The sequence below is a fragment of the Sulfitobacter sp. SK011 genome (genome assembly GCF_003352065.1).
GTDB lineage: Bacteria > Pseudomonadota > Alphaproteobacteria > Rhodobacterales > Rhodobacteraceae > Sulfitobacter.
Genome location: NZ_CP025803.1, coordinates 112,180 through 125,070 on the forward strand (window position 1 = coordinate 112,180; position 12,891 = coordinate 125,070).

Annotated in this window: 16 protein-coding genes; 8 read left to right on the forward strand and 8 right to left on the reverse strand. The window is 53.7% G+C overall.

Going from position 1 to position 12,891, the window contains the following annotated elements:
• Nucleotides 1-357, forward strand: a complete 357-nt coding sequence (trxA, locus tag C1J02_RS00465) for a thioredoxin (RefSeq protein WP_302622769.1) — start codon at nucleotides 1-3, stop codon at nucleotides 355-357.
• A 46-nt stretch (nucleotides 358-403) separates the two neighbouring features.
• On the opposite strand, the gene C1J02_RS00470 is transcribed toward trxA, so the two are convergent.
• Complete coding sequence (locus C1J02_RS00470) at nucleotides 404-1,309, reverse strand: hypothetical protein (protein WP_114876657.1); 906 nt, start codon at nucleotides 1,307-1,309, stop codon at nucleotides 404-406.
• A 101-nt stretch (nucleotides 1,310-1,410) separates the two neighbouring features.
• On the opposite strand from C1J02_RS00470, the gene hslV reads away from it, so the two are divergent.
• The 3 genes from hslV to C1J02_RS00485 are packed head-to-tail and all read left to right on the forward strand — an operon-like array spanning nucleotide 1,411 to nucleotide 4,528.
• Complete coding sequence (hslV, locus tag C1J02_RS00475; RefSeq protein WP_114876658.1) at nucleotides 1,411-1,968, forward strand: ATP-dependent protease subunit HslV; 558 nt, start codon at nucleotides 1,411-1,413, stop codon at nucleotides 1,966-1,968.
• The gene (hslU, locus tag C1J02_RS00480; protein ID WP_114876659.1) at nucleotides 1,965-3,272 is read left to right on the forward strand and encodes an ATP-dependent protease ATPase subunit HslU; all 1,308 of its coding nucleotides are present in this window, start codon (nucleotides 1,965-1,967) and stop codon (nucleotides 3,270-3,272) included. The genes hslV and hslU overlap by 4 nt, the downstream gene beginning before the upstream one ends.
• Before the next feature lie 38 nt (nucleotides 3,273-3,310).
• A complete protein-coding gene (locus C1J02_RS00485; RefSeq protein WP_114876660.1) occupies nucleotides 3,311-4,528 on the forward strand; it encodes a nitrate/nitrite transporter in 1,218 nt (405 codons plus the stop codon).
• On the opposite strand, the gene C1J02_RS00490 is transcribed toward C1J02_RS00485, so the two are convergent.
• From C1J02_RS00490 to C1J02_RS00500, 3 genes are read right to left on the reverse strand one after another with little or no spacing between them, the layout of a single operon-like run.
• Nucleotides 4,525-5,118, reverse strand: a complete 594-nt coding sequence (locus tag C1J02_RS00490; RefSeq protein ID WP_114876661.1) for a Smr/MutS family protein — start codon at nucleotides 5,116-5,118, stop codon at nucleotides 4,525-4,527. The two genes, C1J02_RS00485 and C1J02_RS00490, sit on opposite strands and share 4 nt — an antisense overlap.
• On the reverse strand, nucleotides 5,115-6,110 hold the full coding sequence (locus C1J02_RS00495; protein WP_114876662.1) for a murein transglycosylase A: 996 nt from the start codon (nucleotides 6,108-6,110) through the stop codon (nucleotides 5,115-5,117). The genes C1J02_RS00490 and C1J02_RS00495 overlap by 4 nt, the downstream gene beginning before the upstream one ends.
• A 41-nt stretch (nucleotides 6,111-6,151) precedes the next feature.
• Entirely contained in the window at nucleotides 6,152-6,811 is a 660-nt protein-coding gene (locus tag C1J02_RS00500) for a Tim44/TimA family putative adaptor protein (protein WP_114876663.1), read from the reverse strand.
• A 104-nt stretch (nucleotides 6,812-6,915) separates the two neighbouring features.
• On the opposite strand from C1J02_RS00500, the gene C1J02_RS00505 reads away from it, so the two are divergent.
• Nucleotides 6,916-7,395: an FxsA family protein gene (locus C1J02_RS00505; protein WP_114876664.1), complete on the forward strand. Its 480-nt coding sequence runs from the start codon at nucleotides 6,916-6,918 to the stop codon at nucleotides 7,393-7,395.
• Between the two features lie 60 nt (nucleotides 7,396-7,455).
• Nucleotides 7,456-7,932 (forward strand): protein-export chaperone SecB, encoded by a 477-nt coding sequence (gene secB, locus C1J02_RS00510; protein WP_114876665.1) that lies wholly within the window; start codon nucleotides 7,456-7,458, stop codon nucleotides 7,930-7,932.
• Here secB and dnaQ read toward each other — a convergent pair.
• Genes dnaQ through C1J02_RS00530 form a run of 4 tightly spaced genes read right to left on the reverse strand, consistent with a single transcriptional unit; the run spans nucleotide 7,929 to nucleotide 10,627 of the window.
• Nucleotides 7,929-8,615: a DNA polymerase III subunit epsilon gene (gene dnaQ, locus C1J02_RS00515; protein ID WP_114876666.1), complete on the reverse strand. Its 687-nt coding sequence runs from the start codon at nucleotides 8,613-8,615 to the stop codon at nucleotides 7,929-7,931. The two genes, secB and dnaQ, sit on opposite strands and share 4 nt — an antisense overlap.
• Nucleotides 8,608-9,198 carry a dephospho-CoA kinase gene (gene coaE / locus C1J02_RS00520; RefSeq protein ID WP_114876667.1) on the reverse strand — a complete coding sequence of 197 codons (591 nt, stop codon included), beginning with the start codon at nucleotides 9,196-9,198 and terminating at the stop codon, nucleotides 8,608-8,610. Before coaE ends, dnaQ begins: the two co-directional genes overlap by 8 nt.
• Nucleotides 9,198-10,031 (reverse strand): shikimate dehydrogenase, encoded by an 834-nt coding sequence (locus C1J02_RS00525; RefSeq protein WP_114876668.1) that lies wholly within the window; start codon nucleotides 10,029-10,031, stop codon nucleotides 9,198-9,200. Before C1J02_RS00525 ends, coaE begins: the two co-directional genes overlap by 1 nt.
• Nucleotides 10,028-10,627 carry a nucleoside triphosphate pyrophosphatase gene (locus C1J02_RS00530; protein ID WP_114876669.1) on the reverse strand — a complete coding sequence of 200 codons (600 nt, stop codon included), beginning with the start codon at nucleotides 10,625-10,627 and terminating at the stop codon, nucleotides 10,028-10,030. Before C1J02_RS00530 ends, C1J02_RS00525 begins: the two co-directional genes overlap by 4 nt.
• 394 nt (nucleotides 10,628-11,021) lie before the next feature.
• On the opposite strand from C1J02_RS00530, the gene C1J02_RS00535 reads away from it, so the two are divergent.
• A complete protein-coding gene (locus C1J02_RS00535) occupies nucleotides 11,022-11,471 on the forward strand; it encodes a CopD family protein (RefSeq protein WP_114880277.1) in 450 nt (149 codons plus the stop codon).
• A gap of 127 nt (nucleotides 11,472-11,598) precedes the next feature.
• Nucleotides 11,599-12,870, forward strand: a complete 1,272-nt coding sequence (gene rho, locus C1J02_RS00540) for a transcription termination factor Rho (RefSeq protein ID WP_114876670.1) — start codon at nucleotides 11,599-11,601, stop codon at nucleotides 12,868-12,870.
• Nucleotides 12,871-12,891: the final 21 nt, after the last annotated feature.

Consider the following 12,891-nt stretch of genomic DNA (forward strand, 5'->3'; position numbering starts at 1 on the left):
ATTTCTCAACGCACTTCATCCTGTCAGGAGAACATCATGGCCACCGTCGCAGTCACCGACGATACATTCGACGCCGAAGTCAAAAATTCCGATATCCCCGTTGTGGTGGATTTCTGGGCCGAATGGTGCGGCCCGTGCAAGCAAATTGGCCCCGCACTGGAAGAATTGTCCACGGAAATGGACGGCAAGGTAAAAATTGTCAAAGTGAACGTGGATGAGAACCCGAATTCCCCCGCGCAAATGGGCGTGCGCGGCATTCCGGCGCTTTTCATCTTCAAAAATGGTGAAGTTGTATCAAACATGGCCGGCGCCCGTCCAAAGGCAGCTTTGCAAAGCTGGATCGAAGACTCAGTCTAACATTTGACGGCATGGGAATTGTAAGGGGCGTCCAATTTGGGCGCCCTTAGTTTATGGGCCACCCAAACCGTTTAAGGCGGGCCAAAATCTTGGCGCTGGCGTCGTCGCGTCCTGCGTTGATGGACTGTTGTTGCCAGAACCACCAAATGAAAGCGTCATAAGCCGGGCGCAATTGCGCTGTACTTTCAAAGCTTTGGGTCAAATTCTCAATATCCGCGCATTCCGCGATATGGTGAAAATCAACCTTGCCAAACAACAGCGCAGGTTTGCCAAAAAAATACCCCGAAAATGCGGCGCTTGAATTTTGGGTCACTACATAATCGCAATGCTGCAAATGGCGCACCATATCGCCGGTGTGAATGGACAGCCGCGCGTGTTTGCTTTGCAGCGCGTCCAATTTAGCAAACTCGCCTGCTGAATATTGCTCTTTTGGGTGCAATGTTGCGATGACGTCTCGCTGAGGATTATGGTCCAGGCAGGCTTCAATCATCTCAATCGGAGAACACGACTGAAAACTTCGGTGTTGGCTCAGTCGACCTTGCAGGGGGACATAAATGTACCCGTCTCTTCGGGTTTGATCCGGGGCATCCGCGAACAATCTTTTTTGCCAGAACTGATAAAACCGCGCCGCATCAGGTGCCGTGAGGTTGGGATCAAAAGGGGCCTTGGCGACATCCCAATGCCAGCGCTCATTTGTCTGCTCGATCTGCCAAAATGGATAATGATACACTCTGCGAAAGACGAGGCCATGCACATCTGGCGGTTCAACCATATGAGACAGAGAATATCCCCCGGTCTGTGTTCCCATTCCTTTGATATCGCAAAAATCGACCCTAAACCGAGCGTTTTTTAACACATCAACAACCAAATTGATGAAATTGTGCTCTCCGGCCTCTGCACTTTTGAGCAGAGGTTCCTCAAGATAGATACACACGGTCTGATCATCATTCATGGGGCAACGCTATCCTCGGGCCAATAGGCTCACAAGGGGTACCACCCTTGTGCCGAAGAGATGTGGGGGCCATATAGGCCTCAGACAAAAGGAGGTCGCAGGTGGCAAAACAGGATTTTCCCGGCTGGCATGGGACAACGATCATTGGCGTCAAGAAAGGCGACGAAGTTGTCATCGCTGGTGACGGTCAGGTCAGCCTTGGTCAAACCGTGATCAAGGGCACCGCCCGAAAGGTGCGCCGGCTTTCCCCCGGCGGATTTGACGTGGTTGCTGGCTTTGCCGGATCTACGGCGGATGCTTTCACCTTGCTGGAAAGACTGGAAACCAAGCTTGAGGCAACACCCGGTCAGCTGGCGCGCGCAAGCGTTGAATTGGCAAAGGATTGGCGGACGGACAAATATCTGCAAAAGCTTGAGGCGATGTTGATTGTAACCGATGGCACCGAATTGCTGGTGATCACGGGTGCCGGTGATGTGCTGGAACCAGAACACAATGTCGCAGCGATTGGTTCAGGCGGCAATTACGCACTGGCTGCTGCACGCGGCATGATGGACATGGACAAAGACGCCGAAGGCATCGCCCGCGCCGCGATGGCGATTGCGGCGGACATCTGCGTCTATACCAATGGCAACCTGACTGTAGAAAAGATTGGCAAATGACTGACTTAACTCCGCGCGAAATCGTTTCAGAACTGGACCGGTTTATCATTGGTCAAAACGATGCAAAACGCGCCGTTGCTGTGGCGCTGCGCAATCGCTGGCGGCGCAAACAACTGGCCGACGATCTCCGTGACGAAGTCTATCCCAAGAATATTCTGATGATTGGGCCGACAGGCGTTGGTAAAACAGAGATCAGCCGCCGTTTGGCCAAACTTGCACGCGCGCCATTCCTCAAGGTTGAGGCGACCAAATTTACCGAAGTTGGCTATGTCGGGCGCGATGTGGAACAGATCATTCGCGATCTGGTGGACGGTGCCATCATCATGGTCCGCGAACACATGCGCGAAGACGTCAAAGCCAATGCGGAAAGCGCCGCAGAAGAGCGGGTGATTGATGCCATCGCAGGCACCGATTCACGTGGTGGCACCCGCGAGATGTTTCGCAAAAAGCTCCGGGCGGGTGAGTTGGACAATACGATGATCGACCTCGACGTTGCCGAGCCCTCGAATCCATTTCAAATGATGGATATTCCGGGACAGCCTGGTGGCGGTGCTGGCATGCTGAATCTCGGTGATATTTTTGGCAAGGCGATGGGTGGCCGTACAACAAAGAAGCGCCTTTCCGTATCTGACAGCTATGACATCCTGATCGGGGAAGAGGCCGACAAACTGTTGGACGATGAAACCGTGAACCGCGCCGCGATTGAGGCTGTTGAGCAGAATGGCATCGTGTTTCTGGATGAAATTGACAAGGTCTGTGCGCGGTCGGATGCACGCGGTGGTGATGTCAGCCGCGAAGGGGTACAGCGCGATTTGCTGCCCCTGATCGAAGGCACAACCGTCAGCACCAAATACGGCCCGGTGAGAACCGATCATGTTCTCTTTATTGCGTCCGGCGCGTTCCATATTGCAAAACCATCAGACCTGTTGCCGGAACTTCAGGGCCGTTTGCCGATCCGCGTTGAATTGCGCGCGTTGACCGAAGAAGATTTCGTGCGCATCCTGACAGAAACCGACAATGCACTGACCTTGCAATACACAGCCTTGATGGGAACCGAAGAGGTAACTGTCAGCTTTACGTCGGATGGCATCGCGGCGCTGGCCAAGATCGCGGCAGACGTCAATCAATCCATTGAAAACATTGGTGCACGACGCCTTTATACCGTGATGGAGCGGGTGTTTGAGGAGTTGTCCTTTACCGCGCCGGATCGGGCAGGCGAGGCGATCGAGGTCAATGCAGATTTCGTGGAAGCAAACCTTGGCGCGCTGACCAGATCCACTGACCTCAGCCGCTACGTGCTTTAGGGCTTTTCATTTCGCCATGTCCCTGAAATTCAGGGGGCATGGGTTACCTCCGCTTCCTCAGACTGAATTGGCTGTTCCTGCTCGCTGGCTTTTTGCTGACGTTCACCTCGTCCTATGGGCAGACCTATTTCATTTCGCTGTTTGCGGGTGAAATTAAGGGCGAGTTCGGGCTAAGCGATGGGCAGTGGGGCGGCATCTATACCATCGGCACGACCCTGTCGGCGGTGGTGATGATCTGGGCCGGCGTTCTGACTGACAATTTCAGGGTCCGCGCGTTGGCATTTGGCGTGATGATCGGCCTTGCGCTGGCCTGCCTTGCGATGGCAGCTGTGCCAAACTGGGTTGGCCTGATCTTTGTGATTTTCGCGCTGCGCTTTACCGGGCAGGGGATGTTGTCACAGCTTGGCGCAGTGGCGATGGTGCGTTGGTTCGAGGCGGCGCGCGGCAAGGCGCTTTCTATTTCGTCGATGGGATTTGCCGTTGGACAGGCATTTCTCCCGATCATTTTCGTGGCGCTCTTTGCTGTTTATCATTGGCGCAGTCTTTGGGTCATCGCAGCCCTGCTTGTGGTGATCACCATCCCGGTGCTCATGCTGCTCTTGCGCCAGGAACGCACGCCCCAGTCCATGGCGAAAGAGGCACAGATTGCTGGCATGCATGGCCGACACTGGGCGCGGGCCGAGGTCCTCAAATCAGGTTTGTTCTGGTTGATGATACCGCTGATTGTTGGCCCGTCGGCATGGGGAACGGCGCTGTTTTTTCAACAGGTTCACCTTACAGAGGTTAAGGGATGGGAGCTGGTTGCCTATGTTTCGCTCATGCCGACCTATGTCCTGTCCGCAGTGATCGCGACCTTTACCTCAGGGTGGGCCATCGACAGGTTTGGGGTCAGCCGGGTTGTGCCGTTTCAGATGTTACCCTTTGCGCTGTCCTTTGCGGTGTTGGCCTATGCTGATACGCTGTTCATGGCTGGTGTCGGGCTGGTGATTTTTGGTGTCGGGCAGGGCATACAATCGACTGGAGCATCAGCGTTCTGGCCAGAATATTATGGGACTAAGCATATCGGCGCGATCAAGGCTGTGGCAGCGGCGCTTATGGTATTTGGGTCCGCAATCGGGCCGGGCGTCACAGGGGCGTTTATTGATCTGGGCATCACATTCCCGGAACAGATGATCCCGATTGCGGTCTATTACGTCCTTGCCGCAGCCCTCGCAACATGGGGCATCGTCAAATATCGACCAGCGCTGGGTCGTTAGCGGTGTCTTCTGAGATAGACGTAATAGGCACCGCCGCCGCCATGGCTTACGTGCGCTTGGGTGATTTGCAAGACTGCCGATGACAGTGGCGGCATCGCCAGCCATTGTGGGACCTGATGCCGCAGCACGCCGTGCCGAACGGGAATGGGGCCGCCATCATCCCGTAACTTACCCTTGCCGGTGATCACCAAAACCAGCCGCTTGCCGCGGGCGTGCGCAGACAGGATAAACTTTGTGAGTATTGGATGCGCGTGATCCAGCGTCATGCCGTGCAGATCAATCCGACCTTCCGGCTTGAGCTTGCCACGTTTGAGTTTGCCAAATGCCTTTTGGTCCATCTGAACCGGCGCGCTGCTGATTTGATCGGGCAGCGATGGTGCCAGATTGTGCGGCAAGCGGCGCAGTTTCCCCTCGGGCTTTCCCATCACAACAGATTTTGATTTGCGCAATGTGGTAAGCGCAGGGGCAGGGGCGTCTATTTCGGGCGTAAAAAGTTTCTTCAGGTCCAAACGCTCTGTCCGCTCGGTCACTTTGCGCCATAGCTCCAGATCGTCCTCGTTTAATCTGCCCTGCGTTCGGTCCCGCTTCATATCGCACTTTCAGGCAAAAGCGCATAGGCGCGCTGGATTGGCATCAATACGAACATACGGCCCGGATCGCGTAATCTGCCAGCCTCGCGGCCTGCCTTGTCACCGGTCCCAAAAAATACATCGGCGCGTTGAGCACCTTTGATCGCAGACCCGGTATCTTGGGCGATCATCAGGCGGTGCAAAGGTTTTTCACCTTCCTTTTCAATCCAGACGGGCGCGCCGAGTTGCACATAGCTTGGATCAACCGCAATTGTCCGCATCGCCGTAACCGACCTATTCATTGCGCCCAAAGGCCCCTGATCAGAGGGCACTTTGCTGACTTCACGAAAAAACACATAGGACGGATTATGCAGCAAAAGTTCACGCCCCTCGTCAGGATTGCGCCGCACCCAGCTTTTGATCACATCCGCACTGACCTGATGGGCATCATAGACACCTCGCCTGACCAATTCGACGCCGATGGACCGATATGGATGCCCGTTGGCCCCACGATAACCAACGCGAATGGACCGTCCGTTCGGAAGCCGCACCCGGCCAGACCCTTGAATTTGCAAAAAGAAAAGCTCAACCGGGTCATCGACCCAGGCAATTTCAAGCCCGCGGCCCTTCATGATGTCTGTGCCAAGAATTTGACGCCGGGTGAACCACGGGTTTGACTTAAGCGCCTCGGGTGGCATGGCATAAATCGGGTATCGAAAGCGGGCGGATTGATAAAGATCGCCGTCCAACTCGGGTTCGAAATACCCGGTGAACATTGCGTCATTGCCATCATCAATGAGCACGGGACGAAAAAACAATTCAAAGAACTGGCGTGGATCGGGATCAGCCTCGGCAAACTTGCACAGCGCGCGCCAGTCGGCGTCTTTCATATCGCGGCACGTGTTCAGAAAAACCTTTAGAGCCTGGGCATGATCATCCTGTGACCACCCGTCCAGCTGATCAAATTCCAAGACCTGGTACCGTACATCTGAGGCGCTGGCGGGGCTGGTCATAAAGACCGCCCCAATCCATGCCAATGCACAAATCGCATGGCTTACCCGTCTGTGGAAACCAACAACCAATTTGGATCATCCGAGCCCATGATACGGGCAAAGACCCAGGTATCTTTTTGGCGTTTGATTTCTGTTAAGCTGCCTTCGATGATATCTCCGCCCTTGTCCCGCACTGCTGACGTCAGTTCGGCACCAAAGCGAATGGTCATTTCCGCCTCTTTGGTATCGGGATCAAGTGAGGCATCAACCAGCGTTGTCTCTCGCACGCCGATAAAGTTCGCTTCGATGGTCAGGCCCTGATCCTCGCGGGCGGCAACGCCGTCAACAAAGCTCTCGTAGATGTCTTCCGAGAGGAATGGTTGAATTTCGGCCAGATCACCGCGTTCGTATCCCATCACGATCATCTCGTAAGCACCCTTGGCACCAGACAAAAAATCGCTCACGCCAAATGAAGGTTCAATGCGCTTCATTGCGGCCAAGGCTTTGCCTGCATCGCTGTCTTCTGCAACGTGATCGGTGATGTCCAGATCCGGACCACCCTGGATCACTTCAAGGGCCGGGCCCGTGCGCCGGGACGGACTTTGATCGGTCACAGGCGGCTTTTCAAAACCTTCCCGTGTGCCGAGAACATTTTTCAATCGCAAAATCAGGAATACGGCGATACCGGCCAACACCAGAAGCTGTATCATAGGTGAATTCATCGGAACCTCTTTTGGGCAAAACATGGAAACATGCGTGTCGATGTCTTATGTAGGTGCTTGATAGGGGCAAGTCCACTCTGACCCCACCAAAAGGAGCCAAAGCCATGTGGCTATTGATCGCGTTTATTGCTGTTCCGTTGATTGAGATAACTCTGTTTATCCAAGTCGGTGGTGCAATCGGGCTGGGATGGACCTTGGGAGTTGTGGTTCTCACGGCGATTTTGGGGACTTGGCTTGTTCGGACACAGGGTGCCATGGCGCTGGGACAACTGCGGTCGTCGTTCTCTGATATGCGTGATCCCACGGAACCTTTGGTGCATGGTGCAATGATCCTGTTCGCTGGCGCGCTTTTGTTGACACCGGGTTTCTTTACGGATGCTGTCGGATTTTCGTTCCTTGTACCCCAGATCAGACAAGCCGCGTTCAATGCGATCCGGTCGCGCGTGAATATACAAAGCTTTGATGCGCCCGGCACAGGCCCCAGAAGGCAATCTGCCAGAGGTGATGTGATTGACGGGGAATACCACGAGATTTCAGAAGAAGAAGCCAAGTCCAAGGGCCCCTCTGGTTGGACAAAGCATTGAGGGTGGCGGGGCAACCTGATAAGGCCGCGTAAATCTGATTTTAAGTTGAGGGAGCCAATCATGGCAGAAGCAGAACAACCAAAAGCGCCGCAAATGCGGGTCTTGGGTCAATTCATCCGCGATATGTCCTTTGAGAACATCATGGCGCAAAAAGGCGCGCCCACAGATGTGCAGCCCGACATTCAGGTTCAGGTCAATCTTGATGCCAAGAAACGCACCGCTGAAAACCAGTACGAGTCAGCCATCAAACTGAATATCACATCAAAATCCAAAACCGGCGACACGACGCTTTTCCTGTTCGAAATTGACTATGTCGGCATCTTTGACGTTCAAAATGTTCCCGAAGAGCAGATCCATCCCTTTCTCATGATCGAATGTCCGCGGATGATTTTCCCGTTCCTGCGTCGTGTTGTCAGCGACGTTACACGTGATGGTGGATTCCCGCCGCTCAATCTTGAAAACATTGATTTTCTTGCGCTTTACCGCGGCGAAATTGCCCGACGTCAGGCAGAAACGCCGCCAAAAGCAGACGCTTAACCCCTACGCCACACAGGATCGTCGCCCAGTTTGCTGATGAAGTCAGCATGGGCGGCGGCCTCTTTTTCGGTTAGTCGCGAGGGCAGTGGGGTCGGTCGTGGGGTTGCTGCCCACTCACTGCTGGCATCGCCCGATTTACGCTCAGGTTTTGCGGATAGCGCGAAATCCGGTTGCCGCCCTCCGATCAGCTCCAGATAGACTTCGGCCAGAATTTCGCTGTCCAAAAGCGCCCCGTGCAGGGTGCGTGATGTGTTGTCGATGCCAAATCGGCGACACAATGCGTCCAAAGATGCTGGCGAACCCGGAAATCGTTTTCGCGCAATGGCAAGCGTATCAATCGCCTGTTCCCATGGGATTTGCGGCAGGTTCATCCATTTCAGTTCCGCATTCAAAAATTTGATATCAAATGCAGCATTGTGGATGATCAGCTTGGATTGCCCAATAAAGTCGAGAAATGCTTGCCCAACTTGGGCAAATTTGGGTTTATCACGCAGGAATTCGTCGCCAAGGCCATGGACCTGAAAGGCCTCATCCGGCATTGCGCGTTCGGGGTTGATGTATTGATGAAAGGTTTCGCCGGTTGCCATATGACCCATCAGCTCAACCGCACCGATTTCGACGATGCGGTCGCCGGATTCAGGGTCAAACCCGGTGGTTTCCGTGTCTAGAACGATCTCACGCATGGCGTTGCTTTCCCCTGATATCCGCGACCACATCTTGCACCTGACGCCGGGCGTGATCAATTGTCTCCGTCTCGATTACATAGTCGGCGCGTGCACATTTTTCTGCGTTTGGCATCTGTTTTGCTTTGATTGCCTCAAATTGCTCAGCGGTCATTGTACCCCGTTCCATCACCCGCTTTTGCTGTATTTCCTCCGAAACAGTGACACATACGACAGCATCCATTTGAGCCTCTGCTCCGGTTTCGAACAGCAGTGGCATGTCGAGAACAACAACATCAGCTTTTGTAGCCTCAATGAAAGCACCGCGATCTTTTGCGACCAGGGGGTGCACAATTTGCTCAATCTGGATCAGTGCCTCTGGTGTTTCGGAAATGATTGTTTTCAGTTCCGGACGCGAAACACACCCATCAACGATCGCTTGCGGGAAAAGGGTGCTAATCGGGTCAACCGCAGCGCCCCCTTTTGAATAGAGCCTGTGCACAGCGGCATCTGCATCCCACACGGCGCATCCTTCTTCGGCGAACATCTGCGCGGTGGTCGATTTGCCCATCCCTATTGATCCGGTGAGCCCCAAAAGAAACATCAGCGTAGCGCGGCCGCACGTGTGGCGCGGTCAACCTCTGGCCGCGTTCCAAACCAGCGTTCAAATCCCGGCACCGCCTGATGAAGCAACATGCCAAGTCCATCAACGGTCACGCAGCCCATTTCTTCTGCTGTTTCAAGAAAACGGGTCTTGAGCGGCGCATAAACCAGATCCGTCACAATCGTCCCCGGTTTCAACCCATCAAGCGGTACCCGCATTTCACCCTTGCCCAACATCCCAAGCGAGGTCGTGTTCACCACCAGTGACGCGTGTTCAAGCATATTGCCGGCCTGCACCCAATCTGACACCCGAACGCGGCTGCCGAAATCTGACTTTAGCTGTTCGGCGCGAACTCTTGTGCGGTTTGACAGGAAAATCTCGGGGACGCCCGCATCAAGCAGCGATGCGATTACCGCTCGCGCGGCACCACCCGCACCCAAAACGGCGGCGGGACCGGCCTTGGGCTGCCATCCCGGCGCGCCGGTTTTGAGGTTTTCAAGGAACCCATAGCCATCTGTATTGTCAGCGTGGATTTTGCCGTCTTTGCGGAAAATCAACGTATTCGCAGCACCAATGAGAATTGCGCGATCAGTCACAAGGTCAGCAATCGCCAACACCGCCTCTTTGTGCGGGATCGTTATATTCACCCCGACGAACCCCATTTTTGGCAACATACGGATCACGTCGGTCAAGTTGCTGCTGGCCACATCCATAGGGATGTAATGTCCCGCGATCCCATAGGTTTTAAGCCAGTGACCATGGATTTGCGGCGATTTGGAATGTGCAATTGGCGAACCGATCACCCCGGCCAGCGGAATTTTTGGCAATGTCATGTGGCAAGGTCTCCGCGCAGAGTAAGATAATTCAGCAGTTCCAAAAGTGGCATACCCAAGACGTGAAAGTAATCCCCCTCGATATTCGAGAACAGCCGCACGCCTTCTTCCTCCAATTTATAGCACCCGACCGTGTGTCGAATGCTGTCCCAATTTCGCGTCACGTAGTCGGACAAATAATTATCGCTGACCTGCCGCATCCGCAGCCTAACCTGACCGATATGCCGCCAGATCGGTTTACCGTCTTCGCAGATAACCGCCGCTGAAAGCAGGCTGTGACGGTCACCTTGCAATGAGGTAAGCTGCCGTAACGCATCGTCCTGATCAACCGGCTTGGACAACAAGGTCCCCCGATGATCCAAAACCTGATCGCAGCCCAGAACCAATGTGCCTGGATGTTTATCGCTGACTTTGCGTGCTTTTATCTCTGCCAATGCGTCCGCGATGTCACGGGGTGTGGCCGTCTCGGCCAACATCGCCTGCTTGATCATCTCTTCGTCAACGCGCGGTCGTTCAACAACGTGATCAACACCCGCCTGCCGCAGCAGTTTTGCCCGGATTTCTGACCCTGACGCTAGGATGAAAGGCTGTACCATGTGGATAACCCTGTGTGTCTCATTAAGGACGACTTAAGGACTGGTTCTGCATAATCGGGCCCGGTGTTACAAGTACCTGCGGATCGCAAAGTTTCAGGGACGTTCAACCGATTCCTACAGATGCGGATAAGGAAAACTTGCGCTGCGGGAGGAATCACCAGATTTTTGGGTTATCCTATCTGATATCCACAGTTTTTCTTGGCCATGCATTATTTAAAAACCTGTTTTTAAACGACTATTACCCAAATTCGGTGATTATCTGTGGCACTTTATCCACGTGTGGGTAAGTACCCTGATAACTCAATAATCCACAGATTTCAGCGTCCCTACTTACAACATCATCTTTCTTATCTTCTTTATTATTATAAGAAGGGGCCAGAGATCGGAGATGAACATGTCAGATATTCTTGCCCTCATTTACCCTTGGGTCAAAGCACTGCACATCGTTTCAGTGATCTCTTGGATGGCAGCGCTGTTTTATCTGCCCCGGCTCATGGTACATCATACCGAAAAGGCAGGGCTTAGTGGTGAAATGCATGATCTGTTTGCAATGATGGAATTCAAGCTTTCTAACGTGATCATGCGTCCGGCGATGCACGCTACCTGGGTTTTTGGTCTATGTCTGGTTTTTACGCCGGGAATCGTTGATTGGTCGATGATATGGCCCTGGACCAAAGCTGCAAGTGTGATTGGGATGACGGTTTTTCACACCTGGCTGGTGATCCGCGTAAAATCATTTGGGCGCGGCGAAAACACGCTGACGGGGCGGCATTACCGGATCATGAATGAAGTTCCGACCGTATTGATGATCATCATTGTCTTTTCGGTTGTCGTGAAATTCTGATCTGATTGACTCGGCGGCGGGGTCTGCCTATATCTGCGCCACCACCCCGTCCGGGGATGGCGCACATCTGTAATTTTCGAAACATGAACAGCCGGCTCACTCATGCTGCAGCTGAACAGGATTTTCCATGACAACTGACACCCTGAACCTTGCCGATCTTAAGGCACAAACTCCCAAGAACCTGCTGGCGATGGCAGAAGAGCTTGAGATCGAAAACGCCTCAACGATGCGCAAGGGCGAGATGATGTTTCAGATTCTGCGCGAACGCGCGGATGAAGGCTGGGAAATCTCTGGCGATGGCGTGTTGGAAGTGTTGCAAGACGGGTTTGGTTTCCTCCGCTCCCCCGAAGCCAATTATCTGCCGGGTCCCGATGACATCTATGTTTCCCCCGACATGATCCGTCAGCATTCGCTGCGCACCGGGGATACCATTGAGGGGCTGATCAAAGCGCCTGACGATAACGAGCGCTACTTTGCGCTGACTGAGGTCACCAAGATCAATTTCGAGGATCCTGAGAAGGCACGCCACAAGGTTGCCTTTGAGAACCTGACACCGCTTTATCCTGATGAACGGATGACGATGGAGGTGGATGATCCGACGATCAAAGACCGTTCGGCGCGCATCATCGATCTGGTCTCACCAATTGGTAAAGGCCAGCGCTGCTTAATTGTGGCACCGCCACGGACAGGTAAGACGGTGCTGTTGCAGAATATCGCCAACTCTATCGAAAAGAACCACCCTGAGTGCTATCTGATCGTGCTGCTGATTGACGAGCGGCCCGAGGAAGTCACCGACATGCAACGCTCTGTGAAGGGTGAAGTTGTATCCTCGACCTTTGATGAGCCCGCCACCCGTCACGTGGCAGTCTCAGAAATGGTGATTGAGAAGGCCAAACGTCTGGTCGAACACAAGCGTGATGTGGTGATCTTGCTGGATTCGATCACCCGATTGGGTCGTGCGTTCAACACGGTCGTGCCCTCGTCAGGTAAGGTACTGACCGGTGGTGTGGATGCGAATGCCCTGCAACGGCCCAAACGTTTCTTTGGTGCTGCGCGAAACATCGAAGAAGGTGGGTCGCTGACGATCATCGCAACAGCGCTCATTGATACGGGGTCGCGGATGGACGAGGTCATCTTTGAAGAATTCAAAGGGACTGGTAACTCTGAAATTGTTCTTGATCGCAAGATCGCGGACAAACGCGTGTTCCCGGCCATCGATATTCTTAAGTCGGGTACACGCAAAGAAGACCTGCTGATCGACAAGATCGACCTGCAGAAAACTTTTGTCCTGCGCCGGATTTTGAATCCAATGGGGACAACGGATGCGATCGAATTCCTGATTGGGAAGCTGAAGCAAACCAAGACGAATTCGGACTTCTTTGACTCGATGAATACCTGAGTTATTTAACAATAACAAAAG

Excerpts from the sequence above, each read along its gene's own strand:
- C1J02_RS00470 (WP_114876657.1), bottom strand. The coding sequence starts at position 1,309 with ATGAATGATGATCAGACCGTGTGTATCTATCTTGAGGAACCTCTGCTC.
- hslU (WP_114876659.1), top strand. The coding sequence starts at position 1,965 with ATGACTGACTTAACTCCGCGCGAAATCGTTTCAGAACTGGACCGGTTT.
- C1J02_RS00485 (WP_114876660.1), top strand. The coding sequence starts at position 3,311 with ATGGGTTACCTCCGCTTCCTCAGACTGAATTGGCTGTTCCTGCTCGCT.
- C1J02_RS00490 (WP_114876661.1), bottom strand. The coding sequence starts at position 5,118 with ATGAAGCGGGACCGAACGCAGGGCAGATTAAACGAGGACGATCTGGAG.
- C1J02_RS00495 (WP_114876662.1), bottom strand. The coding sequence starts at position 6,110 with ATGACCAGCCCCGCCAGCGCCTCAGATGTACGGTACCAGGTCTTGGAA.
- C1J02_RS00500 (WP_114876663.1), bottom strand. The coding sequence starts at position 6,811 with ATGAATTCACCTATGATACAGCTTCTGGTGTTGGCCGGTATCGCCGTA.
- C1J02_RS00505 (WP_114876664.1), top strand. The coding sequence starts at position 6,916 with ATGTGGCTATTGATCGCGTTTATTGCTGTTCCGTTGATTGAGATAACT.
- secB (WP_114876665.1), top strand. The coding sequence starts at position 7,456 with ATGGCAGAAGCAGAACAACCAAAAGCGCCGCAAATGCGGGTCTTGGGT.
- dnaQ (WP_114876666.1), bottom strand. The coding sequence starts at position 8,615 with ATGCGTGAGATCGTTCTAGACACGGAAACCACCGGGTTTGACCCTGAA.
- coaE (WP_114876667.1), bottom strand. The coding sequence starts at position 9,198 with ATGTTTCTTTTGGGGCTCACCGGATCAATAGGGATGGGCAAATCGACC.
- C1J02_RS00525 (WP_114876668.1), bottom strand. The coding sequence starts at position 10,031 with ATGACATTGCCAAAAATTCCGCTGGCCGGGGTGATCGGTTCGCCAATT.
- C1J02_RS00530 (WP_114876669.1), bottom strand. The coding sequence starts at position 10,627 with ATGGTACAGCCTTTCATCCTAGCGTCAGGGTCAGAAATCCGGGCAAAA.
- C1J02_RS00535 (WP_114880277.1), top strand. The coding sequence starts at position 11,022 with ATGTCAGATATTCTTGCCCTCATTTACCCTTGGGTCAAAGCACTGCAC.
- rho (WP_114876670.1), top strand. The coding sequence starts at position 11,599 with ATGACAACTGACACCCTGAACCTTGCCGATCTTAAGGCACAAACTCCC.